Raw genomic sequence first — 25570 nt, 5'->3', positions numbered from 1 at the left:
GGCGGTCACCGGTCCCACACCGCGATCGCGGGCTCGGCGAAGCTGCCCATCCACACGCGGCCCGCGTGCTCGCGCACGCCGGTCACCGCGTGGTAGCTCACACCGTGCGCGGCGGCGTCCAGGTCGAGGTCGTGGACCAGGGTGCCCTCGGTGTCGTAGGCGCGCACCCGCACCGAGCGGCGCGGTCCGGGCTGCAGCCGTTCGGGGGTGCGCAGCGCCAGGCGACGCAGCTTCTGCGGCGCGGCCTGCAACCGCTCCAGGACGGCGTCGGTAGGGCTGGCCAGCGCCACCCACAGCAGGCCGTCACTGCCCTGCGAGAGGTTGTCCGGGTAGCCCGGGAGTCCCATCGCCAGGTAGTCGCGCAGCCCCGCGCGCCGCCCGGTGAGCCACAGCCGCACCAGCGTGCGTGCACCCGTCTCGGCGACACAGACGAAGTCCTCCTCCGGGCTCAGCGCGACCCCGTTGGCGAAGGCCAGGCCGTCGAGCAGCACCGAGACCGTGCCGTCGGGCGCCAGCCGCAGCAGTCGCCCGCTGCGGGTCTGGTGCACCAGGTCGTGGTGCCACCGGTCCAGGTCGTGCACCTGCGAGGAGTCGGAGAAGTAGACGGTGCCGTCGGTGGCCACCGCGGCGTTGTTGCAGACGCGCAGCGGCCGCCCCTCGTGGCTGTCGGCAGCCACCTCGACGGCGCCCGTGGCCAGGTCGACGCGCAGCAGGCCGCGGTCGGCGTCGCACACGACGAGGCGCCCGTCGGGGTGCTCCTCGATGCCCAGCGGGTGCCCACCCGTGTTCGCCACCTGGCGCAGGCGGCGTCCGTCGTGGCTGACGCACCACAGCGACCCGTCGGTGGTGCCGGTGACCACCGAGCCCTCCTCGGGCCCCGACGTGAGCACCAGCACGTCCTCGGCGCCCTCGCCGGGCACGGGGTGGACGGTGAGCCGGCCGGTGCCGCCAGGGGAGGTCATGCGGCCATCCTCACACCGGTCCGCTCACGGGCGGCCGGCGCCGGGGAGTACTTTCGCGGCGGCGGCGAGCCGGCGGTAGGTGACCGAGTGCAGGAACCGCGGCACGAACAGCCGCGCGGAGCCGGTGAGCGGCAGCAGCGGCACCTGCTCGGGGTCGACGAACACGATCCGGCGTCCCTCCCCCACGACGACGTCGGCGTCGGAGGCGGTGGTGGCCCCCACCCACACCTGCATCCGGTCCAGCGAGCGGTAGGCCTGGTGCCAGACCCGGGCGTCGCGCCACAGCTCCAGGCTGCCGGCCGGCAGGAGGAGCCCGGTCTCCTCGGCCAGCTCCCGGTAGGCGGCGGTCTCGAACGCCTCGGTCGCCTCCTCCGGCGGGTCGAGGTGACCCCCGGGCAGGCCCCAGCACTCGGGGTCGATCACCGGGTGCTCGTCACGCTCCTGCAGCAGCACCCACCCGCGCGGGTCCACCAGCAGGACGCCGGCGAAGAGGTGCACGGCGCCGAGCCTACGCAGCGGCGGGGCGGGCGAGCGGGCGTAGCCTCGGGCGGTGCCTGCCTTCCCTCGTCGTGCCGCGCTCGCCTCGCTCCTGCTGGTTCTGGTGTCGACGGCGGGGGTCACGCCCGCGCTCGCCGCTCCGGACGACGGCCTGCGCACGACCGGCTGGGTGCTGCCCTCGACCTCCCCCGCGGTGATCGCGCGCGACGCACCCGGGCTGGACCAGGTCGACGTGGTCGGCTCGACGCTGCGGGCCGACGGCGGGCGGGTGAGCGCGCCGGGGCGTGACGCGCTGCGGCTGATGCGGCGCTCGCAGGCGCAGGGGCTGCACACCGAGCTGCTGCTGAGCAGCTACAGCAACCGGCTCGAGGACTTCGACCCGCGGGCCGCCCACCGGCTGCTCTCCTCCCCCGCCCGCACCCGCGCCGTGGCGCGGCGACTGGGTGCGATCGTGCGCAGCCAGGGCTGGGACGGCGTCAACGTGGACCTCGAGCGGCTGCAGCGGCGCGACGCCGGTGGCCTGGTGCGCCTGGTGCAGCAGCTGCAGGCCGCGATGCCGCCCGAGCGCACGGTCACGGTCGACGTCAGCGCCGCCACCTCGCTGCGCGCCTACCGCGCCCGCGGCTACCGGCTGCGCCCGCTCGGGCGCGCGGCCGACGCCGTCGTCCTGATGACCTACGACTACTCCGGCCCCACGTGGACCGGCCCGGGACCGATCGGCCCGCTGGACTGGCAGGAGCGGGCGGCCCGTGCCGCGCTGGCGGTCGTGCCGGCCGACCGCCTCGACCTCGGCATCGCGGGCTACGGCTACACCTGGCCGCGTGCCGCCGGCGGCCGCACCGGCCGGTCGCTCACCGTGGCCGCCGCCCGCCGCCTCGTGCGCGCCGACGGCTCCCGCGCCCGCTGGCACCGCGCCGAGGGCGAGTGGTCGGCCCGACTCTCGGACGGCACCCGGCTGTGGTGGTCCGACGCCCGCTCGCACCGGCTGCGGGTGTCGCTGGCCGAGCGGCTGGGGTTGCGCGGCGTGGCCGTCTGGCGGTTGGGGTCGGCCGACCCGCTGGGCTGAGGTGCCGTCGGGATTGACCGGTACTGCGCGCGAAGTTGGGCGATCGAGCCGCGGCTTCATCTCGACAGTCCCACAGGTCTCACGCGCCACATGCCGGTCTCACAACCGCGCCACGAACCGCCGTCCGCGCAGCGCCTCCTCCACCAGCCCCACCTCGCGCCGCACCGCGGAGAGCCGCGCGTCCTCGGCCAGCCACGTCTCCACGGCGGCGTCGGCGACATCGGGGTCGGCCACGTGGCGCAGGTCGGCGCGGCACTCGCTCAAGCCGGCGTGCACGCTGGCCTGGCAGGCCTCCACGTGCCGCAGCGCGAAGCGGGCGAGCACCACCACGTGACGCCGCAGGGCCGGGTAGGTGCGGTACTCGGGCGGGCACAGGTCGAGCAGCCACGCGTGCGCCGTGGTCTCCCAGTCGGGGGCGTCGGGCGGACGGACCTGGCGCGGCCAACCGGCCGGGGCGACGTGGGTGACCATGGGGAGGAGGCTACCCCGAGATCGAACAGATGTTCGACCGCCTTCTACCCCGCCAGGAAGCTGAACCGCACCGTGCGCTCGGCGTTGTCGACGTTGAGGTCCACCAGGCACACGCTCTGCCAGGTGCCGAGCGCCAGCTGTCCGTCGAGCACGGGCAGGGATGCGTGCGGCGGCACGATCGCCGGCATCACGTGGGAGCGGCCGTGCCCGGGCGAGCCGTGGCGGTGGCGCCAGCGGTCGTCGGCGGGCAGCAGGTCGCCGAGGGCGGCGAGCAGGTCGTCGTCGCTGCCCGCACCGGTCTCGATGACGGCGATGCCGGCGGTCGCGTGCGGCACGAAGACGTGCAGCAGGCCGTCGCCGCGGCCGGCCGCCCACTGCTCGCAGTCGCGGGTCAGGTCGAGCACGCGCTCCTGGCCGCCGGTCCGGTAGCTGCGGGTCTCGCTGTCCATGCCGCGATGGTGGCACGGGGGCCGACGCGCGACGACGGAGCCCTCAGGCGGGTCGGCTGTCGCCGCCGGTCAGCGCGGCCAGCTCGTCCAGGTCGGCACCGCCGGCGCACGACGCGAACGGCTCGGGAGCCGTCTCACCGGCACCGAAGTTCTCGATGAACAGCGGCAGCCGCGCGTCCTCGGGGCCCTCCAGGTCGAGCTGGGTGCCCCAGACGGTCGCCACCACCGGCGCGCCCAGGCCCGGGTAGGGCGAGAGGATGCCGTTCTGCGGGAGCAGGTCGGTCAGGGCGGCGACGCCGTCGTCGTCGACCTGCTCGGGGTCGTAGGTCAGCCAGACCGTCCCGTGCTCCAGGTCGTGGGTGACGTGCTGCTCGGGGACCGGCTCGTCGTAGACGCCGCAGTCGAGCCAGATCGCGTTGTGCTCGCCGCCGACGCTCGGCGACTGCTCGTAGTCCACCTCGCCCTCGACGTGGGTCGTGGGCAGGTCGGGGTAGGTCTCGACGTCGTCCAGGGTCGGGGCCCCGTCGGTGCCGCCGGACCCACCGGAGGAGTCGGTGGAGCCCTCGGAGGCCTCCTCCCCCGACCCGCTGCGCCCACCGGCGCGCGGACCGTCCTCGCCCAGCACCTGCGGCAGCACGATCGCGCCCACCACCACGAGGACGGCGAGCACGACGGCTGCGGCCACCGCCGGCCACGCCCGACGTCGGCCGGGCTCCGGGGGCGGCGGCCACACGGGCGGACCGGTCGGCGGCCCCCACCCGGGTGGAGGCGCTGACGGAGGGCTCGTCGGTGGGCCGGTCGGTGGGCCGGTCGGTGGGCCGGTCGGTGGGCCGGTCGGTGGACCGCCGGGCGGATCCCACCCGGGCGGCGGGCCGGGGGACGGCGGCCCCGGGGGGTGCTGGTCGCTCATCGGTCGAGGGCGTCCTCGACGCGCTGCACCTTGGCGGTCAGCTGGCCGGTGTAGCCGGGGCGGATGTCGGCCTTGAGCACCAGCGAGACGCGGGGCGACTCCTCGCCCACGACCTCGACGGCACGCTTGACCACGGCCATCACCTCGTCCCACTCCCCCTCGACGGTCGTGAACATCGAGGTGGTCTCGTTCGGCAGGCCGGACTCGCGCACGACCTTCACGGCGCGGGCCACGGCCTCGGAGACACCACCGGTCTCGTCGCCGCCGGACGGGGAGATGCTGAACGCCACGAGCATGTGGTCACGCTAGGCGACGACGGCAAGCCGCCCGCCACCCGTGCTCACGCGACAGCGTCGTGCCTGTCCTGCACGTACCAGCCGGCCCAGGCGAGCGGGAAGCAGACGGCGGCCAGCACGCACAGGCCGACTCCCCCACCGCGGCGTCGCTGCCCGACGCCGGTGAGCACGCCGAGCGTGACGACGAAGACCGCCACCAGCATCAGGGGCACCACGACAGGATCCACGCACCCATCCTCCCCCCGACGCCCTGCGGTGTCACCGCGCCGGCGCGGGATCGACGGGTCAGAACACCGCGTACGTGCCGGGGCCGAGGAAGAAGCCCTGGCCGGCGTCCTGCAGGCAGGTGAGGCCGATGGGCTCGATGACGCACCGCATACCCAGGGCGGCAGAGGTGACGACGGTGCCGGCCTCGACCTTGGGGGCGCCGGGCTCGCGGATGGTGTCGGTGTTGCACACCGGCTGGAAGCCGGCGTCGGAGAACTCGACGCGGCCCACCACCTGGCTGGGGCTGTCGGTGCAGGTGGCGGGGTCGCGGACGCCCTCGAGCACCTCGCAGCTGGTGGGGATGAACCGGTTCTGCAGCACGCAGTAGTAGAAGCCGTTGCTGCTCTCGAAGCGGCGCGCCTCCTGCGTCCCGCCCGTGGCGGCGGCCAGGTGCGCCTCCGCCTCGGTGGCGGAGGTGGGCGGCTGGCTCAGGTCGACGCCGGCCCCGGTCGGCGTGGGCTCGGGCGCCTCGGAGGTGGCGGCGTCGGTCGGCGTGGCGGCCTCCGTGGGCGTCGCGGTCTCGCTCGGCGAGGGGGTGGGCGACGGCGTGGGGGTGACGGTCTCGGTGACGGTCACCGGCTCCTGCGGCTCGGCGCCGTCGTCCCCCTGGCTGCAGGCGGTGAACGAGGTCAGCGCCAGCAGGGTCAGCATGCTGGCGGCCAGGGGGCGGCTCACGGCGCGGATCACGCGCCCCAGCCTCGCAGAGCCGCACCGCCACGGGGCATCACGCCGGCGGCGTTTCGCGCGCTCGTCACGGCAGCAGGCTGCGCAGCACCAGCGCCAGGGCCGAGACCAGGCACACCACGAGCACCGCCGAGCGGAAGGCCGGACCGGCGAGCCGGTCACGCCACCGGCGGGCCAGCAGGTCGCCGAGCAGCAGCACCGGCACGCTGACGGCGGCGAGCAGCACCTGCGCCCGGGTGATCTCACCGGTCACCGAGAGTCCCACCAGGCTCAGGGTCGCCCCGACCAGGAAGTAGACCGCCATGGTGGGGCGCACCCGCTGGGCGGGCCAGGACTGGTAGAGCAGCGCGATCGGTGGCCCCCCGATCGAGGTCGCCGTGCCCGTGACGCCGGAGACGAAGCCGGCGACACCGAGGGTGCCGCGGTTGATGGGCACCGCGACGGTCTGCGAGGACGCGACGACGGCGACCAGCACCATCACCCCGACCGCGAGGCCGATCCACCGGTCGGCCAGCACCGCCACCAGCCAGACGCCGACGGCGGTGCCGGGCACGCGCATCGGCAGTGACCACGCGAGCCCCCGCCAGTGCACGCCCCCGCGCTCGTGGCGCAGCGTCACGACGGGCATCAGCACCACGAGCAGCAGCAGGTAGCCCGGCATCAGCTGCGGCTCCAGCAGGCTCACGACGGGCGCGGTGAGCAGGCCGATGCCGAGACCGACGACGCCCTGCACGAAGGCGCCGGCCAGGAGCACCGCCACGATGGTGGCGAGCGCTCCCGGACCGACGCCCAGGATCTCGTGCGGGATCAGCCGCGCCGCAGGTTGCGCAGCACGTACTGCATGATGCCGCCGTTGCGGTAGTAGTTGGCCTCGCCCGGGGTGTCGATGCGCACGACGGCGTCGAACTCCACCTCGCCCGCCGTGACCTTGACGGTGCGCGGGGTGCGGCCCTCGTTGAGCTCGGTGATGCCCGAGATCGAGAAGGTCTCCTCACCGGTCAGGCCCAGCGACTCCGCCGACTGGCCCTCGGGGAACTGCAGCGGGATGACGCCCATGCCGATCAGGTTGGAGCGGTGGATGCGCTCGTAGCTCTCCGCGATGACCGCCTTGACGCCGAGCAGCGAGGTGCCCTTGGCGGCCCAGTCGCGCGAGGAGCCCGAGCCGTACTCCTTGCCGCACAGGACCACCAGCGGGATGCCGGCGGCGGCGTAGGACTCCGACGCCTCGTAGATCGACGTCACGGGCGCGTCGTCGCCCTCGCCCGCGGTGAAGTCGCGGGTGAAGCCGCCCTCGGTGCCCGGGGCGATCTGGTTGCGCAGCCGGATGTTGGCGAACGTGCCCCGGATCATCACCTCGTGGTTGCCGCGGCGCGAGCCGTAGGAGTTGAAGTCGCGCTGCTCGACGCCGTGCTCGGCCAGGTACCTGCCGGCGGGGCTGTCCTTCTTGATCGCGCCGGCCGGGCTGATGTGGTCGGTGGTGACCGAGTCGCCCAGCTTCAGCAGCACCCGCGCGCCCTCGATGTCGGCGACCGGCTCGGGCTCCTCGGGCATCCCGTCGAAGTAGGGAGGCTTGCGCACGTAGGTGGACTCGTGGTCCCAGGCGAAGGTCTTGCCCTCGGGCGTGGGCAGCGAGCGCCACGCCTCGTCGCCGGCGAAGACGTCCTCGTAGCTGTCGCCGAACATCTCGGAGCTGATCGCCTCGCCGATCACGCGCTCGACCTCGGCGGGCGAGGGCCAGATGTCCTTGAGGAACACGTCGTTGCCCTCGGTGTCCTTGCCCAGCGAGTCGCCGAACAGGTCGAGGTCCATCGAGCCGGCGAGGGCGTAGGCCACGACCAGCGGCGGAGAGGCCAGGTAGTTCATCTTCACGTCGGGGTTGATCCGACCCTCGAAGTTGCGGTTGCCCGAGAGCACCGAGGTGACGGCCAGGTCGCCCTCGTTGACGGCGGCCGAGACCTCGGGGATGAGCGGGCCGGAGTTGCCGATGCAGGTGGTGCAGCCGTACCCGACCAGGTTGAAGCCCAGCTTGTCGAGGTAGGGGGTCAGCCCCGCCTTGTCGTAGTAGTCCGAGACGACCTTGGAGCCCGGCGCCAGCGTCGTCTTGACCCACGGCTTGCGCGCGAGGCCCTTCTCGACGGCGTTCTTGGCCAGCAGGGCGGCTGCGATCATCACCGACGGGTTGGAGGTGTTGGTGCACGAGGTGATGGCGGCGATGGTGACGGCGCCGTGCCCGATGGTCACCTGCTGGCCGTCGATCTCGAGGTCGACGGTCTTGTCGGCGTCATCGGTGTAGTCGGCCAGTGCCTCGCGGAACTTCGGTCCGGCCTCGCTGACCTCCACGCGGTCCTGCGGGCGCTTGGGCCCGGCCAGGCTGGGGACGACGGTCGAGACGTCGAGCTCGAGCTGCTCGGAGTAGCGGGGCTCGGCCGACGGGTCGTGCCAGAGACCCTGCTCCTTGGCGTAGGTCTCGACCAGCGCCAGCTGCTCGGCGGAGCGGCCGGTGAGCTTGAGGTACTCGATGGTCTGCTCGTCGATCGGGAAGACCGCGATGGTGGAGCCGAACTCGGGGCTCATGTTGCCGATGGTGGCGCGGTTGGCCAGCGGCAGCGCGGAGACACCGGGGCCGTAGAACTCCACGAACTTGCCGACCACGCCGTGCTTGCGCAGCATCTCGGTGATCGTGAGCACCAGGTCGGTGGCCGTCGAGCCCTCGGGCAGGTCGCCGTTGAGCTTGAAGCCCACGACGCGCGGGATGAGCATCGAGACCGGCTGGCCGAGCATCGCGGCCTCGGCCTCGATGCCGCCGACGCCCCAGCCCACCACGCCGATGCCGTTGACCATCGTGGTGTGGGAGTCGGTGCCGACGCAGGTGTCGGGGTAGGCCTGCAGCACGCCGTCGACCTCACGGGTGAACACGGTGCGGGCCAGGTGCTCGATGTTGACCTGGTGCACGATGCCGGTGCCCGGCGGGACGACCTTGAAGTCGTCGAAGGCGCCCTGGCCCCACCGCAGGAACTGGTAGCGCTCGCGGTTGCGCTCGTACTCGATCTCGACGTTGCGCTCGAACGCCTCGGGCGTGCCGAAGACGTCGGCGATCACGGAGTGGTCGATGACCATCTCGGCGGGAGCGAGCGGGTTGATCTTGGAGGGGTCGCCACCCAGCTCGGCCATCGCCTCGCGCATGGTGGCGAGGTCGACGACGCAGGGCACGCCGGTGAAGTCCTGCATGATCACGCGCGCCGGCGTGAACTGGATCTCCTTGCTGGGGTCCGCGTCGGCGTCCCACCCGGCGATCGCCTTGATGTCCTCGGCGGTGATGTCGGCACCGTCCTCGGTGCGCAGGAGGTTCTCCAGCAGCACCTTGAGCGAGAACGGCAGCGACGCGACGTCGAGGCCCTCCCCGGTGACGGCGTCGAGCCGGAAGATCTCGTAGCTCTTGCCGTCGACGTCGAGGCTGCTCTTCGCGCCGAAGCTGTCCTTGCTGGCCATCCGCCATCTCCTCGTGAGTGGGTGCGTGCTGCGTACGGGTGCTGCTGCCTGCGGGGCGACGTCCGTCGTCGGCCGCCTCCATCTTGCCGCCGGGGTGAGCACCCCGGGTAGTAAGGCGGGCCTAACGGTCGTGTCCGGAGGCCGGTACCCCGTCGGCATTTGTCTTGACATCAAGATACATGACGTCGAGCGATCAGCCCAGCGCGCTGTGCACCCGCGTCGTCAGAGCTCCCCGGGTCGGCCGAGCGCCGACCGGTGTCCTTCCGCCGGATGACGGGGCGGCCCGGTGGATTTCCCCGGTCGACCGGGTACTCCCAAGCTTGTGGGCCGAAATGTGGGCCGACAAGCTGCACAGTCCCCGGCCGACCGGGGAAACCTGCGACAGGTGGGACGCGTGGTGCGTGACCCCCGGACGCGTCAGCCGGCGTCGACGGCGTGGTGACGCCCGATCGGCAGCACCAGCGGCTTGCCGGAGACGGGGTCGGTGATGATCCGGCTGCGCATGCCGAACACCTCCTGCACCACCTCGGCGGTGAGCACCTCGGCGGGCTCGCCGGCAGCGTGCAGCCGGCCCTCGCAGACGGCGACCAAGTGGTCGGCGTAGCGGGCGGCGAGGTTGAGGTCGTGCAGCACCATCACGATCGTGGTGCCCCGCTCGCGGTTGAGCTCGGTCAGCAGGTCGAGCACGTCGACCTGGTGGCTGACGTCGAGGAAGGTCGTCGGCTCGTCGAGCAGCAGCAGGTCGGTCTGCTGGGCCAGCGCCATGGCGATCCACACGCGCTGGCGCTGGCCGCCGGAGAGCTCGTCGACGGGCCGGTCGGCCAGCTCGGCGGTCTCGGTGACCTCGAGTGCACCGGCGACGGCGGCCTCGTCCTCGGCGCTCCACCGCGCGAGCACCCGCTGGTGGGGGTGGCGCCCCCGCGCCACCAGGTCGCCGACGACGATCCCCTCGGGCGCCAGCGGCGACTGCGGCAGCAGGCCGAGGGTGCGGGCGACCTGCTTGGTGGGAAGCCTGTGCACCGCCTTGCCGTCGAGCAGCACCTGGCCCGAGCGCGGCGCGAGCAGCCGCGCCATGGCCCGCAGCAAGGTGGACTTGCCGCAGGCGTTGGCACCGACGATGCAGGTGATCTGCCCGGCGGGCACGGGCAGGTCGAAGCCCTCGATGACGGTGCGGTCGCCGTAGCCGAGCGTGACGCCGTCGACGGCGAGCGTGTGCTCCGCGGCGCGGCCGAGCGGGGTGGACGGGGCGGCGCTCACAGGGACCCTCCGGCGCGGTTGGTGCGGATGAGCAGGTAGACGAGGAACGGCGCGCCGAGGCCGCCGGTGATCACACCGACCGGGTAGCGGGCGTCGAAGGCGAACTGCCCGACCAGGTCGGCGCTGCACACGAGCAGCGCGCCGACCAGGGCGGAGGGCACCATCAGCGAGCCGGGGCCCACCAGGCGGGCGGCGATGGGGCCGGCCAGGAATGCCACGAAGGCGATCGGACCCGAGGCCGCAGTGGCGAAGGAGATCAGCGCGACGGCGCTGAGGATGACCAGCAGTCGGGTGCGCTCCACACGGACGCCGAGGGCGGTGGCGGAGTCGTCGCCCTGCTGCATCAGCTGCAGGTTGCGGGCCTGGCTGAGCAGCAGCGGCGCGAAGCAGGCGATCGCGAGTGCCAGCGGCAAGATGGCGCTCCACTGGGCGTTGTTGAGGCTGCCGGTGAGCCAGCGCATGGCCACCTGCAGGTCCCACTCGGCGGCGCGCACGATCACGTAGGCCACGACGCTCTCGAGCATCGCGGAGATGCCGATGCCGATCAGGATCAGCCGGGTGCCCACCACGCCGTCCTTGAAAGCGAGCAGGTAGATCAGCAGGGCAGTCGCCAGCCCGGCGACGACCGCGACGATCGAGACGAGCCCCTCGCTGAGCCCCAGCACCACCAGGCCGACGACGGCGGCCGCGCTGGCACCCGCACTGATCCCGATGATGTCGGGGGCGGCGAGCGCGTTGCGCAGCAGCGTCTGGAAGGCGATGCCGGCCAGGCCGAACGCGGTACCGGTGAGCACCGCCATCACCACCCGCGGCAGCCGCAGCGTGCCGACGGTGAACGAGGCGCCGGGCACCTGCTCGCCGAGGATGACCCGCACGACCTCGCCGGGGGTGTAGAAGGTCTGGCCGACCATCAGGCTGGTGGCCACCACCGCGAGCAGCAGCACCGCCAGCAGGAGGGTGACGACGATCCGGCGGCGTGAGCGGCGGGCCCGGGCGCGGCCGTGCCGGGTCGCGGCGCCGCGCGGGTCCCCGCCGCCCCCGGGAGCCGAGGCGGGTCCGGTGGTGGTGCCGAGCAGCGCGGTCACAGGGCACGCAGCTTCGTGCGTCGGACGATCCAGATGAAGACCGGGGCACCGATGAAGGCGGTGACGATGCCGACGTCGACCTCGGAGGGCCGGGCCACGACTCGGCCCACGACGTCGGCGGCGGTGAGCAGCGCGGCGCCGAGCACCATCGAGGCCGGCAGCAGCCAGCGGTGGTCGATGCCCACCAGCAGGCGGCACAGGTGGGGCACCACGAGACCGACGAAGCCGATCGGCCCGGCGACGGCGGTGGCGGCGCCGCACAGGATCACCGCGCCGAGGCCGGCCAGTGTGCGGATGAGCACCACGTTCTGGCCCAGGCCCGCGGCGACGTCGTCGCCCAGCGCCATCGAGTTCAAGCCACGCGCACAGGCCAGGCAGAGCACGACGCCAACGAGCAGGAACGGCAGCACCTGACCGATCCGCGCGTAGTCGGCACCGCCGACACCGCCGATCTGCCAGAACCGGAACTGGTTCATGACGTCGATGCGGGGCAGCAGGATCGCGCTGATCAGCGAGGTGAACGCGGCGGACGACGCCGCGCCGGCGAGGGCGAGCTTCAACGGCGTCGCTCCCCCGCGGCCCAGTGAGCCGACCGCGTAGACGAAGACCGCCGCCCCCGCCGCCCCCGCGATGGCGACCCAGATGTAGCTGGCGGGCGAGGCGAGGCCGAAGAACGCGATGCCGGTGACGACGGCCAGCGAGGCCCCCGGCGTGACGCCGAGGATCCACGGCTCGGCCAGGGGGTTGCGGGTGATGCCCTGCATGACGGCGCCGGCCGCGCCCAGGGCGGCGCCCACGAGCACGGCGAGCAGGGTGCGCGGGATCCGCTTCTCCACCGCCGCCTGGGCCACACCGCCGGCCTGGTCGCCCGCCAGCACGCCGCCCAGCCCGTCGAGCACCTCGCCCGGACCCATCACGCGGGTCCCGAGGGCCACGGAGGCCAGGGCCGCGCCAAGCGCGAGCACCACGGCCACGGCGAACCAGAGGGTGCGCGCGGCCACGCGGGGCCGTCGGCTGGCGACGGCCTCGCGCGGCTGCGGGCGCTCCGGTGCCCCGGCAAGGCGGGCGAGCTGGGTCATGGCTGGGTCACGGCTGGCTCACGGTGTGGTCGGTCCCGGTCAGCCCTGGGCGTTGGCGGCGGCGTCGGCCAGGAAGCCCACGTACTCCTCGATGCCCCAGGGGATCGAGAGCGGCGTCGGGTTGGCCGCGGCCGCCAGCGGGGTGGAGTCCGGCAGGACCGCCACCGCGCCGTTCTCGATGGCGGGGATCTGCGAGAGCAGCGGGTCGGCCTGCACCTGCTCGAGCAGGTCCTCGGTGCCGTAGGTGACGAACAGGTCGGTGTCGGCGAACTTGTCGGCCTCCTCCGCGCTGATCGTCAGGTAGAACTCGTCGCTGCCCGCCGAGGCCTCGGCCACGGCCGGGGACTCCACCAGGCCGTGCTCGGTGAGGAACTCCGGGCGCGGGTCGAGGTTGCTGTAGAAGCCGATCTGGCTGAGGTCGGTGGGGTCGGTGAAGGTGAAGGCGACGCTCTTGCCCTCGAGGTCCGGCTCGGCGGCGAACGCCTCGCTCACCTGGGTCTCGAGGTCCTCCACCAGCTGCTCGCCCTCGGCCTCCATGCCCATGGCCCGGCTGTTCATCAGGATCATCTCGTCGACCGAGGTGCTCCAGGCGACGTCCGGGTACGCGACGACGGGCGCGATCTGGCTCAGCGTGTCGTACTCCTCCTGCGTCATGCCCGAGTAGGAGGCGAGGATGACGTCGGGGGCGGTGTCGGCCACGCCCTCGAAGTCCAGGCCCTCGGTCTCGTCGAACAGCACGGGCGTCTCGGCGCCGAGCTCGGTGAGCTTCTCCTCGACCCACGGCAGCACGCCGTCGCCGTCGTCGTCGCCCCAGGTGGCCTCGCTCATGCCCACCGGCACGACGCCGAGGGCCAGCGGCACCTCGTGGTTGCCCCAGGACACGGTGGCGACACGCTCGGGCGCCTCCTCGATGGTGGTCTCGCCGAAGGCGTGCTCGATCGTGACGGGGAAGGCGTCCGCGTCCGCGCCGGCCGCGGTGCCGCCCTCGGCGCCCGCGGACCCCTCGGAGGTGTCGTCGGATCCGCAGGCGACCAGGACGGCGGAGGCGGACAGGGCCGCCACGGTCCCGATGAGTCGTCGTGCACGCATGCTTGGTCTCGCTTTCTGAGGCTTAGGTGAGGCAACCCTAAGCCCTGCGCCGTGGAGACGCGCAACCGGATGCGCGTGTGATGCGCGCGACAGTCCGTGAGCCGCCTCAGCCGGTCGCGAGCACGGCCTCCACGGCGATCCGCAGGGCGACCTCCTCGCCGGCCACGCGCGCGGGGGCGCCCGGCAGGGCACGCTCGAGCGCGAGCCCGTTCAGCACGGTGAGCAGAAAGCGGGCCGCCGTCTCGACGTCGTCGACCCCCTCGCGCAGGGCCACTCCCTCCTCGCGGAGCCCGGCGAGCCACCCCTCGATCCTGCCCAGGGAGAGGCGCTCGAGCGCGTGGAAGGCGTGCTCGGCGTCCTCCCCCGGCGGTGAGGCGACGTAGGCGGCGTGCAGCGAGGAGACGTGCCTCCTCGCCTGCTCTCCGGCCCCCACCTCGGCGAGGACCAGCTGCAGCGCGGTGAGCAGGCGGTCGCTCGCGCTGCGCGAGCGGTCCGCGAGCGGGTCGTCGGGCAGCTCCAGCGCCGCCAGTCCCGCCACGACCGTGTCGAGCAGCTGGCGCTGGGTCGGGAAGAAGTGGCGCAGCGACCCCACGCTGACGCCGGCGCGCGCCGCCACGCCGCGCACGCTGAGGCGGGCGGTCGGGTCCTCGCCGAGCATCGTGGCCGCCGCGACGAGGATCCGGTCGCGCGTGCCGAGCCCGTCCCGCTCGGCCTCGTCCGGGCGGCCGGAGCTCGCCGGCGTCACCCCCGCCCCCACGGGGCCGTCCGCGATTCGCCCCTACTAGTACAGCGTGCTAGTTTCCCCGTCGTCACTAGCACAGCGTACTACTCACGCCCGGCACCGCCGGACGTCGACCCACGAGGAGACCCCATGACGACCGATCCCTGGCTGCTGCGCGACCACCCGTCGCGGGCGCTCCCCACCGGGGTCCCCGCCGGTGTCGAGTACCACCGGGTGCTGACCGGCGAGCGGCCCCGGGTGCTGCGCGGCCTGCTCGCCATCGTGCTGCTCCTCGCGGGGCTCGTCGGCTTCTCGCTGCTCCTCGTGCAGGGCGCCGAGCTGCTCGACACCCGGGTCCTCGACCGCGACCCGGCCACCTCGCCGCTGACCCTGCTGGCCGGATCCCTCTCGCTGGCGCTGCTCATCCCGTGGTCCATGCTCGTCCAGCGACTGCTGTACGGGGTGGCGCCGTCGAGCCTGCACTCGGTGACCGGGCGGTTCCGCTTCGACGTGCTGGGCCGGACGCTGCTGCTGCTCGGGCCGCTCGTGCTGGTCGCCGTCGGGGTCACCGCCGCGCTGCTGGGCGGTGAGCGGGTCGCCTGGAGCAGCAGCGACCTGGTGGTGATGTTCCTCGGCGGCCTGCTCATCAGTCCGTTGGCGGCCGCCGGCGAGGAGTACGGCTTCCGGGGGCTGATGTTCCGGGTCGTCGGGGGCTGGTCGCGCAGCCCACGAGCCGGGCTGGTGACCGGCGTCGTCGTCACGACGGTCGCCTTCTCCCTGGTGCACGGGACCATCGACCCCTACCTGCTCACCTCCTACCTGCTGCTCTTCGGCTCGATGGCGGTGGTGACCTGGCGCACGGGAGGACTGGAGACCGCCGTGGTGCTGCACGCCGTGTACAACCTGGCGATCCTGCTCGCGGTCACCCTGCACCTGGACCTGCTCGGGCAGCTCGACAGCCGCGAGAGTGCGGCCGGGTCTCCGGTGAACCTGGGCCCTGCGGGAGCCGTCGTGCTCGCGACGGCCATCGTGTGGTGGCTCACCCGCCGCAGCGGCCCCGTCCGCACCCCCCGCGCCGCCGCCGGAGACCGGGTGGTCGTCGGAGCCGGAGGGCGGTGACGGTGCTCGCCGGGTGGAACGACCGCCGGCTCGCGCGGCGCGCCCGCCCTGCCGACGGGCGGCCGCTGAGGCCGTTCCGGTGGTGGCACCTGTTGCGTCGCTCCCTGCTGTCCACCACCCTGGAGGTCGAGGGGCGGCCGGTCGTGCACACCGTGGAAGTCAGGCACGGGGGCGACTCCGACGGCGTGGTGCGCGCCGGCCTCTACGTCGACGGCGAGCTGCGGCTGCAGTCCCGGCTGCCGGCGCGGTTCCCGGTCGAGGGCGGTCACATCGAGGTGCGCCGCGGCCCCGCGGGGCTCCGCACCTGCCGCCTCGTGACCCTGGACGGCGAGGTCCGCTCCCTCCAGCCGGACCCCGCCTCGGCGGAGGGACGGCGGCTCCGACTCGCGCGCCGCCACCCGCGGGCCAGTGCCCTCGTCGGCGCGTTCTCGGTCCTGCTGCTGACCGCCGGTCTGGTCGTGGGCGCGCTGCAGGCGGCCGAGCCCGTCTCGCAGATCCCGCCGATCGCCTCGACGCTGGGCACGTTCGAGTCGCCGTGGCGGCCCCCCGTCTGGCTCAACCTGGCCCTCGGGCTGGGCGCGGCCCTGGCCGCCGTCGAGCGTGCGCTCCGGCTGAAGTACCACTGGCTGCTCGACGGCGGCGCCGCCACCTGAGCCACCCGTGACCGACGGGCGACCCGCTCACCGGGGCGCGAGCAGCGCCACGCACTCCACGTGGTGGGTCATCGGGAAGACGCCGACGCTCCTGAGCGTAGACGCGATCCTTTGCGGTCAGCTGCGGTCAGGAGGCGAAACCGACCTCTGACCTGCAGCGATGCCGCCCGAGAGGTCTGGGGTCGTCAGCACGCCGCTGAGGGAGCTTGCGAATCAAAGCGAGCCCATTCCGAGCCCTCGTGTCTGCGGGCACCGACGGTCGCAATCAACTGCATGTTGAGGTGTCGCCGCGAGCGCGTGCTTCGAGGTACTGATCCATCAGCGCCACGGGGATCCGGCCGCGGTCGGAGACGACGATGTCGTGCGTGGACGCCCAGCGACGTGCGTACGCCGGGGTCGGCGGTGCGGGCGCGAGCGGCGGTGCCGATTCGAGGGCTCGTGCGGCATTGGCGCCGACCATCTCCTCGGCCAGTCCTACGCGCGCAGCCGCGAGGAAGCGGTAGGTCCACTCCTGGGCGAGCTTGCGGGTCTCGCAGAAGATGATCGGAACGTTGGGGAACCGGATCTGGCACTCGGTGATGCCTTCGGCCACGAGACTCGGCCGGACGTAGTCGACCTTGAAGCCCCGCGAGTAGCCCTCTTCGACGACCACCGCGGCGCGCGGGATCCCGGAGAGCTCGCCGCGCCCCGTCGTACGCAGGACCGCACCGCCACCTGCTCGACGATCTCGGCGTCGGGTGGCCACTCCTCGAGCCGGTGGCAGTAGACCTTGCCGGTGCGCGGCCACACGTCCTTCGCCTTGAGGATGATTCCCTCCTCGAGCGGGATCCGGAGCAGGTACGGGAACGTCGATCCGGGTTCGGTGTTGCGCGCGATGACGAAGTCCTCCGGCATCCTGATCCTCACCCTGCCCGCCAGCTGTCACCCAGGCGTCGTCGTGCTCGCCATCGGCATCGGGTACCGCACCCTTCGCCACCGGCTCGACCACCAGGCGCAGGCCTGACTCACATCGCTGCCTGACATTTCGATGATGTGTCGAATCCAGTCGCTCGCGACGTGCGCCCGACCATGCCGATGTGCCGGCTCAGCACAGTCCGGGGACCGAGGGAGGTCAGGCCGGGGCGCGCAGCAGGTGGCCGGAGAACACTCCGCGCCCGGTACGCACCGCCACCGTGCCCCAGGCGAGCAGGAGGCCGGCGTAGAAGAGCACCGCAGCGACTGCCAGGAAGTGCGCTCCCGTGATGGCGGCCAGTCCTGACGTCCCGGTGACGACGGTGCCGACCGGGAAGGTGAAGGACCACCAGGTCAGCGAGAAGGGCATGCCTGCGCGCACGGTGCGGATCGTGATGGCGATCACGAGCGCCAGCCACAGCATGGCGAACCCCCACATGGGTGCGCCGTAGACGAGCCCCATGGCCTCGAAGGCGCGCCCGTACGGCGCGGGGTAGACGCCGGTGGCTGTCGCCCCCAGGGTGTGTGCGGCGGTGATCGACTGGCCGAGCGGGCCGAGCACGATCCACAGCGTGGGCGCCGCAGCAGCGGCCCCGACCTTGTGGTGCACCAGCCGGGTCCAGATCATCGTGATCACGACCAGGCTGGCCACGATGGTCAGGCCGAACATCATCGTGCAGGCCAGCTGCATGGTGAGCTGCCACTGACCGGCGGGCAGGTGGGGGATCAGCAGTGGGCCGGTGGCCGCGCTCACCATGGGCGGCACGATCGGCATCAGCCAACCGCCGAAGGCGGCGTCCGGCTTCACCTCGTGGGTGGTGAAGGCCTTGTAGGGCACGGCCACCGCGGTCCAGAGACCGAGCAGGGTGCCGGCGGTCCAGAGCACGAAGTCCATGCCGACCGCTGTCGCTTGGCCGACCAGCGGCTGACCGACCAGCAGGGCTCCTGCACCGACGGTCATCAGCGCCATGGCCGGCGCGCCGTAGAAGTGCGACATCGCCGGGTTGTCGAGGTGTCCCCGCGCGGTGCGGGGGTGCTGCGTCCAGTGGATGATTGTCGCGGTGCTGATGACGGCGAGCAGGATCACGTCGAGCACCCACACGGTCCGTGCGAAGAGCAGCAGCCCGGGGACCTTGACGGGCAACGTCGCTGCGGCGTTCGCGACGATGCCGGTGCCCATCACCGAGGCGAACCAGTTCGGGCCGATGAACCCGAACGCGGGCTGTCCCTGGAGAGCAGACAGGAAGGAACGACGATCCACCGGGCGCTCACTGGTGCTGGTGCTGGTGCGGGCTTGAAGAGTGCTCATGTGTTCAGTCTGCGATCGCGCGGGGTGGGTCAGTAGTCCCCGCCCCCTTGTGCATGCACAACCAGAGCTTGTGACTGCCGTAGGGTTGTCCTGTGTCCGCTTCCCACCTTCCTGACCTCGATGGACTGCGGCTGCTGGTGGGCATCGCCCGGCATGGCAGCATCGGCGCCACGGCACGCACCAACGGCATCAGCCAGCAGGCCGCGTCCGAACGGGTGCGGGCGATGGAGGCCCAGACCGGACTGACGCTCGTGCGACGCGGCGCACGTGGTTCACAGCTCACCGAGGCCGGCGTGGTCGTCACAGAGTGGGCGGCGCGGCTGCTTGACCTGGCCGACGAGGTGGACACCGCGATCGAGGGACTGCGTGGCGACCGCAGTCGCGAGCTCGTGGTGTGGGCCAGCATGACCATCGCGGAAAGTCTCATCCCCCGCTGGCTGGTGCAGCTGCGCCAACGACAGCTGGGCGAGGGCTACCGGGCGACGGCAGCGAGTCTCCATGCCTCCAACAGCCGCGACGTGGTCGAAGCGGTTCGCGCAGGGACGGCCCACGTGGGCTTCGTCGAGGGAGTCGAGGCGCCGGTCGGGGTGCGGTCGGTGACCGTCGCCCACGACGAGCTCGTCCTGGTCACGGCAACCGGTACACCGCTGAGCCGCAGGCGCACTCCCCTGCCGCCCGACGAGGTGGCCGAGCTTGCGCTGACCAATCGTGAGCAGGGATCCGGCACCCGCGAGGTCCTCGAGATCGCCCTGGCCAAGCACGGCCTGGTGTCGGGCGACCCGGACGTGGAGCTCACCACCGCAACTGCCATCCGCGAGGCGGTCATCGCCGGCAGCGCGCCGGCCTTCCTCAGCCGCCGCGTCGTCGCGCGCGACGTCGAGTCCGGGAGCCTGAACGTCGTGGCGGTCAAAGACCTCGACCTACGTCGGTACTTCCGCGCCGTCTGGGTCGGAACCAAAAACCCGCCCGCCGGGGCGGTGCGTGACCTCGTGGCGATCGCGCGGGCGACCAAGCGGTGACCCCTGAGCGCTTACACAGTGAAGTGGTAGACCACGAAAAGGATTCCGAGCACCACGAGCAAGCCGAGTATGTAGAGTCCGACGACCTCGATCTGAATTCCTGGTTTGGTGAGCCGCATCTGGGCCACCTCCCTTCCTTTCCGTCCAAGATGTCCGCGATCCCGGCATGCCGCTAGCCGACTGGTTCTTGTGTATCCACAACAAAGACTTGTGCCCTGGATGCCCGAACATTAGGGCGCGGGCCGGTGGTCCAAACGCCAGTTCGGCATAGGGTCTCGCTCATGCCGCTGTCGCCTCATGTCCCGGATCTCGGTGCAATGGAGATGTTGCTCAGCGTGGCGCGGCTAGGAAGTCTGGGCCGGGCCGCCGAGGAACACGGCGTGACCCAACCCGCGGTGAGCTCACGGATCAGCCGGATGGAGCACCTGCTCGGCCTCGCGCTCATCGAGCGCGGCCCTCAGGGCTCGCGTCTCACGGCCTCGGGCAGCCTGGTTGCTGACTGGGCGCGCGAGGTCGTCGAGGCTGCTGCCTCCCTCGAACGTGGCGTGGACGCCCTGCGCACCCAAGATCGAGATCGGCTTCGGATCGTGTCCAGCATGACGATCGCTGAGTACCTGATGCCTACATGGTTGCTCACGGCGCATCAGGAGGAGCCCGAGCTCGCCATTGCCCTGGAGATCGCGAACTCGACCACAGTCGTGCGCCGCGTCACCGACGGGCTGACTGATCTGGGGTTCGTCGAGGGGCCGGGGCGCCCGCCGGGGCTGCGTTCGGAAACTGTCGCACGCGATGTCCTTCAGGTCGTGGTGTCGCGTGACCACTCCTGGGCACGGCGGCGACGTGCCCTGTCGGCACGCGAGCTGGCGGAGACACCGCTGATCCAGCGCGAGCACGGGTCCGGGACCCGTTCGACGTTGGGTCGGGCGCTGACGATGGCACTGGGCAAGGTCGAAACGGCCCCGCCGATGCTGGAGTTGACCTCCACGACCGCCATCAAGTCAGCCGTCCAGAACGGTCTGGCGCCCGCGGTGATCAGCTCGATCGCGGTCGCTGATGCGGTGGATCACGGACGCCTGGTGGCGGTGCCGGTCGCGGAGCTGGACCTCTCCCGCACGTTGCGCGCGGTGTGGCCCTCGGGGCGCGCGCTCCTCGGGACGGGCAGAACGTTCGTGGCCCTGGCACGCCACGCGCATCTCCGCGCGGGTCGACCCCGGGCTGAGCGCTAGACAGGGGTGAGCGGAAGCTGTCGGCCCACCAGGGAACGGCGCGCCGGCTTGAGTGCGGCCGCGATGCTGGACAGGGCTCTGGCCGAGGGCGCCTGAGGGGCAGAGACCACCACCGGCTCGCCGTTGTCACCGGCCTTCCGCAGGGCCAGGTCGAGGGGAACACCGCCCAGAAGAGGGGCGCCGAGCTGTTCAGCGAGCTCGGCTCCACCGCCGGCGCCGAAGAGGGCCGTTGTGGCCCCGCACGAGCCACAGACGAGGCCGGTCATGTTCTCGATGATGCCGGTCACCGGCACGGAGGCTTCACGTGCCATCAACCCGACCCTGCTTGCGACCGTCCGTGCTGCCTGCTGGGGTGTGGTCACCACTATCAGGGAGGCATCGGGGAGGAGCTCCAGAACCGAGAGTGTCACGTCCCCGGTGCCCGGGGGGAGGTCGAGCAGCAGGACGTCCAGGTCGCCCCAGTGCACGTCCTGGACGAACTGGGTCAGTGCCTTGTGCAGCATCGGTCCGCGCCACACGATCGGTGTTTCCTCCTCGACGAGGAACCCGAGTGACATCAGCCGTACGCCGTGAGCCTGCACGGGCAGCATCGTCTCGTAAAGCGCGACCGGGCTACGCCGTACGCCGAACAGTTGGGGCACCGAGTACCCCCACACGTCGGCGTCGAGGAGACCGACCGACTTGCCCTGCTGGGCTAGGGCGACCGCGAGGTTGGCCGAGACGCTCGATTTCCCCACCCCGCCCTTCCCGCTGGCCACGGCCAACACCTCGGCCCTGTGGGGCACACCTGCGGTCGTCCTGGCCGTCAGGAAGCGCCTGGCCGTCTCCTGGCGCTGTGCCTCACTCATGACGTCGAAGGCAACCTCGACGATGGCGCCGGGGGTGACCCCGCGTACAGCCGTGGCGACGTCGTCTGCGATGCGTTGGCGCAGCGGACAGGCTTCGGTGGTGAGCAGGATGCGGACCGCTACGCCTTCTCCGCGTCCAACGGAGATGGCCTTGACCATGCCGAGCGGGGAGAGGGGCTGATCCAGCTCGGGGTCCAGCACTGAGCCGACGGCCGCATCCAGCAGGTCCTGATCTGGTCCGTTGCGCGCAAGCAACCTCACTGCTCCTCACCTCTAGAACGCGTAGCAGGCTGTTCCTCCAACAGGCTCACCAGCACCTGCGCCGTGCGGTCGGCCCGGTCCCGCCAGGTGCTGGTCGCATCATGGCCGGTACGGGCGTGGATCGCGGACCACGCGGAGGCGTGCTCGCCCAGCCAGGCGAGGGTCGCTCTCGGGTCCTGTTGCAACATCGCCTTGAGGGCATAGCGGCGTTCGCCGCGACGGAACCCGACGTCTGCCCGGGTCGCACCGACCTGCAGGTCGCGCTGGGTCAGGACATAACCGGAGCGGATGGGGGTGACCAGTACGTCCAGGGTGTCCTCCAGGGAGTCGTCGGCTTGGAGGCCGGGAGGTGCCGAACGCAGGGCCAGCGGCAGTAGTGCGGGAGTCGGGTTGTCGACGACCTCGGCTTGTAGAGCCTGGAGCGTGAGGTCGGCCCACGCGGTCGTCGCGGGCACACCGAGGGATTCGACCGCCGCGAGGTATCCGGGCGCCCATGACCAGAGGTGCTCGTGCAGCAGGGCGGTGCGTGAGCGTTGAAGCTGAGCCGAAAGCCGCTCGTCTGGTGTCGTCGACTCTGCGGTCCCGAGCTCCGCGTAGAGCATGAGCAGGGTGCCGAGGTGGTCGGCGTCCTCGGGTGCCCTCAGACCCAAGGCCCGCCAGAAGCCGGCGACCCGGTCCAGCCCCTCACCACCGAGCTGCCCTTCGGGGCCGAGGTGGATGGCCGCATGCGGTGGCGCTGCCAGGACGAACACGCCGGTGTGCTCGGCGCCGCTCGGCGCCGCGAGGTCCAGCGCGTGGCATACCTCCCGGTTGCCCGGCGCCGGGGTGAGCACGGCCGCGCCCAGGGCTCGCAGCAGCTCCCAGTGCTGCGAGGTCCGGCCGGTGCTGGGATGCACGTTCTGGGTCTCGGTCGTGCTCATCTGTGGTCTCGGATCACGAAGGTGTCCGGACTCGGCTTGAGGGGTCGCATCAGCCAGGTCGGCCTGCGCAGGCCGTCGGGCGACACTTGCCCGGCGGGCCGGGTCCTGGCCATCCACTGCGTATAGACCTCGCGGGCCTTGGCGGTGTCGACCGCGATGTCACCGGCCCGGTCGTCCGGTGAGGCTCGGACGACCCGGACCGCTTGGTGCCAGCAGTGCATGCCAGAGATCGGGTCCGGATGGACCGGGAACGTGAGGTTCTGGTGCACCCCGGTGTCGCTCCACCAGATCCGCATGGTGTCGGGGTCGCTGGTCTCGTGGGGTTCGACATTCTTGACCCGCCGCATCGTCCAGTCATCGCCCACCTGTTGAAGGTCGACGGTTGCCATCACGGCCCCGACACCGCCGCCTTGCTGGTGGGTGGGACGCCAGCGGCCCATGTGGTGGGAGCAGGCGACGACACCGGGTCGGATGCCCTCGGTGATCCAGGCCTTCGCGACGAAGTACCCGATGTCGGTCTGCACCCGCAGCAGGTCACCGGTGTGCTCCACCCCGAGGCGGGTGGCGTCGCTGGGGTGCACCCAGACCGGGTTGGTGTGCGCGAGCTCGTCGAGCCACTTGGAGTTGCCGGAGCGGGTGTGGATCTGGGTGGGCAGCCGGAACGTGGACAGCAGCACCATCTGGTCCGGGGCCAGCTCGTCGGGGTGCACGTGACTCTTGATGTAACCGGGGATGGCGTGCTCGGGCCAGCCCCAGCCGGCGAGGGTGGAGGACCAGAACTCGAGCTTCCCGGACGGCGTCGGGAAGCCCTTGCGCACGACACCGTCGACGTCGACGCCGACCGGTCGGCGGCCCTGGGCGTCGGGTTCTGGAGACGCGACCGGGGAGAGGTTGGGGTCCGCAGGCTTCGCCGTCGAGGTGTAGACCCGGCCCTGGGGTGTGGTGTTGGTGTCGGCCAGTTCAGAGGCCGGCACTTCAAAGGTGTACTGCGCCCCGACGCCCTTGGAGATCTCGAAGGCACCGTAACGGCGCATGAACTGCAGCGGACTCAGACCCTCTTGCGCGGCGCGCTCAGGAAGCCCCGGCACGGAGTTCTCGAACATCCACCCGTAATACTCATCGACGCTCAGCTTCTCCCCCGGGTGGGCGCGCGACTCGTGGTACTGCCGGATGCCGAGGCTGCCGTCAGGGTCGATGCGCCAGGACAGCTCGATCCACCACTCGTTCTCCTCCCACACCTCGCCGGGGTTGACCTCGCGGCTGTCGGTGATGGTCTCCCCCAGGCGTTCGCGTGCCGCGCGGATCACCGGCTGGCGGAAACCTAGCCACTGGCCGTCGTACTGCTCATAGGAGTGGGTGTCGTGGCGTTCCGGGCCGTGCCCCATCGGCAGGACGTAGTCGGCGAGGTAGGCCGACTCGTTCCAGGTCGGGGTCAGTGAGACGAAGCAGCCCACCTTGTCCTCGTCGGTGAGCACCTCCATCCAGGACAGTCCGTCGGGGTTGGTCCACACCGGGTTGTAGACCCGGATGAAGTAGGTGTCGAGCTTGCCGCGGCCGTCCTTGAGGAACTGCGGCAGCAGGAAGGAGAGCTCGTCTGGGCCAGCGGGAACTCCATCGGCCAGGTCAGCTCCTGCCAGACCCCCGGGTGCGGCGGGTGTGGATCGGCTTGGGAACGAACTTGTTCCACGCGTTGGCGAACAGACCGCCCTCGGTGCCGATCGAGCCTAGGAGCGCCGAGATCAAGATGAGTGTGCGGGTGATCTGCCAGCCGCCGAGGTTGGAGGCGGCGGCCGATCGCCAGGCGTGCGAGGAGAACCGGGTGCCGGCCTGGGCGACCGTCTCGGCCATCTCGGCCAGCGTGGCCGCATCGATGCCCGACTCCTGGGCGGCGTAGTCGAAGGTGAACTCGGCGTACAGGGTGGCCAGTTCCCCTTCGAACGCCTCGAAGGTCACCGGCAGGTCGGGCCGGCAGGCCTCGAGGTATTCCTGCCAGTTCCACCACTTGCGCACGAACTCTCGGTCGTAGCGTCCGGTCGCGATGATGTGCTGGGCAACCGCGAGGTTGATCGCGCCTTCGCTGCCAGGCTGCGGGGAGAGCCACCAGTCGGCGTGGGTGGCGGTGTTCGACAACCGGGTGTCCAACACGATGAGCTTCGCGCCGTTGGCCCGCGCATCGGTGATCCGCTGCGCGTGCGGGTTGAAGTAGTGCCCCGTCTCCAGGTGCGAGCTGATCAGGTAGATCACCTTCGCGTTCGCGTGGTCCGGGCTCGGGCGGTCCGCGCCCATCCAGAACTGGTAGCCGGTGCGGCCCCCGCTGGAGCACACGTTGGTGTGGGAGTTGTGCCCGTCCACTCCCCAGCTGGCCAGTACTTTCTCGGTGTAGCCGTCCTCCCCCGGTCGACCGAGGTGGACCATGATCTCGTTCTGTCTTTCTTCCACGATGGCCTTGCGCAACCGGGCCGCGATCGCGTCCAGGGCCTCGTCCCAGCTGACCCGTTCCCACTGCCCCGATCCGCGCTCTCCCACCCGGCGAAGCGGGTAGAGGATCCGGTCGGGGTCGGTGACCTGGTTCAGGGTGGCCGGCCCCTTGGCGCAGTTACGCCCGCGGCTGCCGGGGTGTTCGGGGTTGCCTTCGAACTTGCGGACGTGGAGGTCGTCTCGGTCGACGTAGGCCAGGAGTCCGCACGCGGACTCGCAGTTGAAGCAGGTCGTGGGCACCAGCATGTAGTGGTGCTCCTCGCGGCGCGGCCAGGCACGGGAGTCGAGATCGACCCAGTCGTCCCACCGCTCCTTGGGTGGGAACGAGGCGAGGTGGACGCCGCTGGGGCCTTGGTAGAACGTCTCGCCGCGGGCCTCGACCTCCGTGCGGGCAGCCGAGACCCGCTCGGCACGCTCGGACAGCGACGTGGGACGACCACGACGAAACAGGGGTGCCACGGGG

Annotated in this window: 27 protein-coding genes; 6 read left to right on the top strand and 21 right to left on the bottom strand. The window is 71.8% G+C overall.

Translation table 11 applies throughout. The annotated features are described in order from the left end of the window. Positions 1-5: 5 nt before the first annotated feature. Together ABD948_RS14795 and ABD948_RS14790 are read right to left on the bottom strand one after the other, a co-directional pair. The gene (locus ABD948_RS14795; RefSeq protein WP_345267156.1) at positions 6-962 is read right to left on the bottom strand and encodes an SMP-30/gluconolactonase/LRE family protein; all 957 of its coding nucleotides are present in this window, start codon (positions 960-962) and stop codon (positions 6-8) included. Positions 963-986: 24 nt separating this feature from the next. Then, the gene (locus ABD948_RS14790) at positions 987-1460 is read right to left on the bottom strand and encodes an NUDIX domain-containing protein (protein WP_345267154.1); all 474 of its coding nucleotides are present in this window, start codon (positions 1458-1460) and stop codon (positions 987-989) included. 52 nt (positions 1461-1512) lie between these two features. Here ABD948_RS14790 and ABD948_RS14785 point away from each other — a divergent pair, with 52 nt between their 5' ends. Next, entirely contained in the window at positions 1513-2526 is a 1014-nt protein-coding gene (locus ABD948_RS14785) for a glycosyl hydrolase family 18 protein (protein ID WP_345267152.1), read from the top strand. A 99-nt stretch (positions 2527-2625) separates the two neighbouring features. Here the strand turns inward: ABD948_RS14785 and ABD948_RS14780 are convergent, their stop codons facing one another. The 13 genes from ABD948_RS14780 to ABD948_RS14720 all read right to left on the bottom strand — a co-directional run bounded on the left by ABD948_RS14780 (position 2626) and on the right by ABD948_RS14720 (position 14347). Further along, positions 2626-2997 carry a hypothetical protein gene (locus ABD948_RS14780; RefSeq protein WP_345267150.1) on the bottom strand — a complete coding sequence of 124 codons (372 nt, stop codon included), beginning with the start codon at positions 2995-2997 and terminating at the stop codon, positions 2626-2628. A gap of 44 nt (positions 2998-3041) precedes the next feature. Next, positions 3042-3446: a YjbQ family protein gene (locus tag ABD948_RS14775; RefSeq protein ID WP_345267148.1), complete on the bottom strand. Its 405-nt coding sequence runs from the start codon at positions 3444-3446 to the stop codon at positions 3042-3044. Between the two features lie 43 nt (positions 3447-3489). Next, positions 3490-4131: a thioredoxin-like domain-containing protein gene (locus ABD948_RS14770; RefSeq protein WP_345267146.1), complete on the bottom strand. Its 642-nt coding sequence runs from the start codon at positions 4129-4131 to the stop codon at positions 3490-3492. A 221-nt stretch (positions 4132-4352) separates the two neighbouring features. Continuing rightward, positions 4353-4652: a thiamine-binding protein gene (locus ABD948_RS14765; RefSeq protein ID WP_345267144.1), complete on the bottom strand. Its 300-nt coding sequence runs from the start codon at positions 4650-4652 to the stop codon at positions 4353-4355. Positions 4653-4696: 44 nt separating this feature from the next. After that, positions 4697-4879: a hypothetical protein gene (locus tag ABD948_RS14760; protein ID WP_345267142.1), complete on the bottom strand. Its 183-nt coding sequence runs from the start codon at positions 4877-4879 to the stop codon at positions 4697-4699. Between the two features lie 58 nt (positions 4880-4937). Continuing rightward, the gene (locus tag ABD948_RS14755; RefSeq protein ID WP_345267140.1) at positions 4938-5606 is read right to left on the bottom strand and encodes a hypothetical protein; all 669 of its coding nucleotides are present in this window, start codon (positions 5604-5606) and stop codon (positions 4938-4940) included. Between the two features lie 64 nt (positions 5607-5670). Then, positions 5671-6357, bottom strand: a complete 687-nt coding sequence (locus tag ABD948_RS14750; protein WP_345267138.1) for a TSUP family transporter — start codon at positions 6355-6357, stop codon at positions 5671-5673. A gap of 53 nt (positions 6358-6410) precedes the next feature. Then, positions 6411-9092 (bottom strand): aconitate hydratase AcnA, encoded by a 2682-nt coding sequence (gene acnA, locus ABD948_RS14745; RefSeq protein ID WP_345267136.1) that lies wholly within the window; start codon positions 9090-9092, stop codon positions 6411-6413. Positions 9093-9509: 417 nt separating this feature from the next. Continuing rightward, entirely contained in the window at positions 9510-10349 is an 840-nt protein-coding gene (locus tag ABD948_RS14740; RefSeq protein WP_345267134.1) for an ABC transporter ATP-binding protein, read from the bottom strand. Continuing rightward, positions 10346-11434 carry a FecCD family ABC transporter permease gene (locus ABD948_RS14735; RefSeq protein ID WP_345267132.1) on the bottom strand — a complete coding sequence of 363 codons (1089 nt, stop codon included), beginning with the start codon at positions 11432-11434 and terminating at the stop codon, positions 10346-10348. Before ABD948_RS14735 ends, ABD948_RS14740 begins: the two co-directional genes overlap by 4 nt. Then, positions 11431-12513, bottom strand: coding sequence for a FecCD family ABC transporter permease (locus tag ABD948_RS14730; protein ID WP_345267130.1), 1083 nt, complete (start codon positions 12511-12513; stop codon positions 11431-11433). The genes ABD948_RS14735 and ABD948_RS14730 overlap by 4 nt, the downstream gene beginning before the upstream one ends. A gap of 39 nt (positions 12514-12552) precedes the next feature. Beyond that, entirely contained in the window at positions 12553-13602 is a 1050-nt protein-coding gene (locus tag ABD948_RS14725) for an iron-siderophore ABC transporter substrate-binding protein (protein WP_345267128.1), read from the bottom strand. 106 nt (positions 13603-13708) lie between these two features. Beyond that, the gene (locus tag ABD948_RS14720) at positions 13709-14347 is read right to left on the bottom strand and encodes a TetR family transcriptional regulator (RefSeq protein ID WP_345267126.1); all 639 of its coding nucleotides are present in this window, start codon (positions 14345-14347) and stop codon (positions 13709-13711) included. A 126-nt stretch (positions 14348-14473) separates the two neighbouring features. Here ABD948_RS14720 and ABD948_RS14715 point away from each other — a divergent pair, with 126 nt between their 5' ends. After that, entirely contained in the window at positions 14474-15442 is a 969-nt protein-coding gene (locus ABD948_RS14715; protein WP_345267124.1) for a CPBP family intramembrane glutamic endopeptidase, read from the top strand. Beyond that, positions 15439-16095: a hypothetical protein gene (locus ABD948_RS14710; RefSeq protein ID WP_345267122.1), complete on the top strand. Its 657-nt coding sequence runs from the start codon at positions 15439-15441 to the stop codon at positions 16093-16095. Before ABD948_RS14715 ends, ABD948_RS14710 begins: the two co-directional genes overlap by 4 nt. Positions 16096-16360: 265 nt before the next feature. Here ABD948_RS14710 and ABD948_RS14705 read toward each other — a convergent pair whose 3' ends face one another. After that, entirely contained in the window at positions 16361-16840 is a 480-nt protein-coding gene (locus tag ABD948_RS14705) for an Lsr2 family DNA-binding protein (RefSeq protein WP_345267121.1), read from the bottom strand. 129 nt (positions 16841-16969) lie between these two features. Between ABD948_RS14705 and ABD948_RS14700 the strand changes: the two genes are divergently transcribed. After that, a complete protein-coding gene (locus ABD948_RS14700) occupies positions 16970-17098 on the top strand; it encodes a hypothetical protein (RefSeq protein ID WP_345267119.1) in 129 nt (42 codons plus the stop codon). 108 nt (positions 17099-17206) lie between these two features. Here ABD948_RS14700 and ABD948_RS14695 read toward each other — a convergent pair whose 3' ends face one another. Continuing rightward, positions 17207-18355: a TDT family transporter gene (locus tag ABD948_RS14695; RefSeq protein WP_345267117.1), complete on the bottom strand. Its 1149-nt coding sequence runs from the start codon at positions 18353-18355 to the stop codon at positions 17207-17209. Positions 18356-18447: 92 nt separating this feature from the next. Between ABD948_RS14695 and ABD948_RS14690 the strand changes: the two genes are divergently transcribed. Then, a complete protein-coding gene (locus ABD948_RS14690; RefSeq protein ID WP_345267115.1) occupies positions 18448-19374 on the top strand; it encodes a LysR family transcriptional regulator in 927 nt (308 codons plus the stop codon). Positions 19375-19655: 281 nt separating this feature from the next. Next, positions 19656-20600 carry a LysR family transcriptional regulator gene (locus ABD948_RS14685; RefSeq protein ID WP_345267113.1) on the top strand — a complete coding sequence of 315 codons (945 nt, stop codon included), beginning with the start codon at positions 19656-19658 and terminating at the stop codon, positions 20598-20600. Here the strand turns inward: ABD948_RS14685 and ABD948_RS14680 are convergent. The 4 genes from ABD948_RS14680 to ABD948_RS14665 all read right to left on the bottom strand — a co-directional run bounded on the left by ABD948_RS14680 (position 20597) and on the right by ABD948_RS14665 (position 25566). Then, the gene (locus ABD948_RS14680) at positions 20597-21709 is read right to left on the bottom strand and encodes an Mrp/NBP35 family ATP-binding protein (protein WP_345267111.1); all 1113 of its coding nucleotides are present in this window, start codon (positions 21707-21709) and stop codon (positions 20597-20599) included. The genes ABD948_RS14685 and ABD948_RS14680 overlap by 4 nt on opposite strands. Continuing rightward, positions 21706-22629 (bottom strand): TorD/DmsD family molecular chaperone, encoded by a 924-nt coding sequence (locus ABD948_RS14675; protein WP_345267109.1) that lies wholly within the window; start codon positions 22627-22629, stop codon positions 21706-21708. The genes ABD948_RS14680 and ABD948_RS14675 overlap by 4 nt, the downstream gene beginning before the upstream one ends. Then, positions 22626-24140 carry a molybdopterin dinucleotide binding domain-containing protein gene (locus ABD948_RS14670; RefSeq protein WP_345267107.1) on the bottom strand — a complete coding sequence of 505 codons (1515 nt, stop codon included), beginning with the start codon at positions 24138-24140 and terminating at the stop codon, positions 22626-22628. Before ABD948_RS14670 ends, ABD948_RS14675 begins: the two co-directional genes overlap by 4 nt. A 112-nt stretch (positions 24141-24252) precedes the next feature. Continuing rightward, positions 24253-25566, bottom strand: coding sequence for a molybdopterin-dependent oxidoreductase (locus ABD948_RS14665; RefSeq protein ID WP_345267105.1), 1314 nt, complete (start codon positions 25564-25566; stop codon positions 24253-24255). Between the last annotated feature and the right edge of the window lie 4 nt (positions 25567-25570).

Origin of the sequence: Nocardioides nanhaiensis (assembly GCF_039542785.1) — a bacterium.
Taxonomy (GTDB): Bacteria; Actinomycetota; Actinomycetes; order Propionibacteriales; family Nocardioidaceae; genus Nocardioides; species Nocardioides nanhaiensis.
The sequence above is the reverse complement of the archived record's forward strand: the minus strand, read 5'-3'. Positions and strand labels throughout refer to the sequence as shown.

Excerpts from the sequence above, each read along its gene's own strand:
- ABD948_RS14775 (WP_345267148.1), bottom strand. The coding sequence starts at position 3,446 with ATGGACAGCGAGACCCGCAGCTACCGGACCGGCGGCCAGGAGCGCGTG.
- ABD948_RS14700 (WP_345267119.1), top strand. The coding sequence starts at position 16,970 with ATGACGAAGTCCTCCGGCATCCTGATCCTCACCCTGCCCGCCAGCTGT.
- ABD948_RS14730 (WP_345267130.1), bottom strand. The coding sequence starts at position 12,513 with ATGACCCAGCTCGCCCGCCTTGCCGGGGCACCGGAGCGCCCGCAGCCG.
- ABD948_RS14685 (WP_345267113.1), top strand. The coding sequence starts at position 19,656 with ATGCCGCTGTCGCCTCATGTCCCGGATCTCGGTGCAATGGAGATGTTG.
- ABD948_RS14780 (WP_345267150.1), bottom strand. The coding sequence starts at position 2,997 with ATGGTCACCCACGTCGCCCCGGCCGGTTGGCCGCGCCAGGTCCGTCCG.
- ABD948_RS14695 (WP_345267117.1), bottom strand. The coding sequence starts at position 18,355 with ATGAGCACTCTTCAAGCCCGCACCAGCACCAGCACCAGTGAGCGCCCG.
- acnA (WP_345267136.1), bottom strand. The coding sequence starts at position 9,092 with ATGGCCAGCAAGGACAGCTTCGGCGCGAAGAGCAGCCTCGACGTCGAC.
- ABD948_RS14765 (WP_345267144.1), bottom strand. The coding sequence starts at position 4,652 with ATGCTCGTGGCGTTCAGCATCTCCCCGTCCGGCGGCGACGAGACCGGT.
- ABD948_RS14795 (WP_345267156.1), bottom strand. The coding sequence starts at position 962 with ATGACCTCCCCTGGCGGCACCGGCCGGCTCACCGTCCACCCCGTGCCC.
- ABD948_RS14675 (WP_345267109.1), bottom strand. The coding sequence starts at position 22,629 with ATGAGCACGACCGAGACCCAGAACGTGCATCCCAGCACCGGCCGGACC.
- ABD948_RS14725 (WP_345267128.1), bottom strand. The coding sequence starts at position 13,602 with ATGCGTGCACGACGACTCATCGGGACCGTGGCGGCCCTGTCCGCCTCC.
- ABD948_RS14715 (WP_345267124.1), top strand. The coding sequence starts at position 14,474 with ATGACGACCGATCCCTGGCTGCTGCGCGACCACCCGTCGCGGGCGCTC.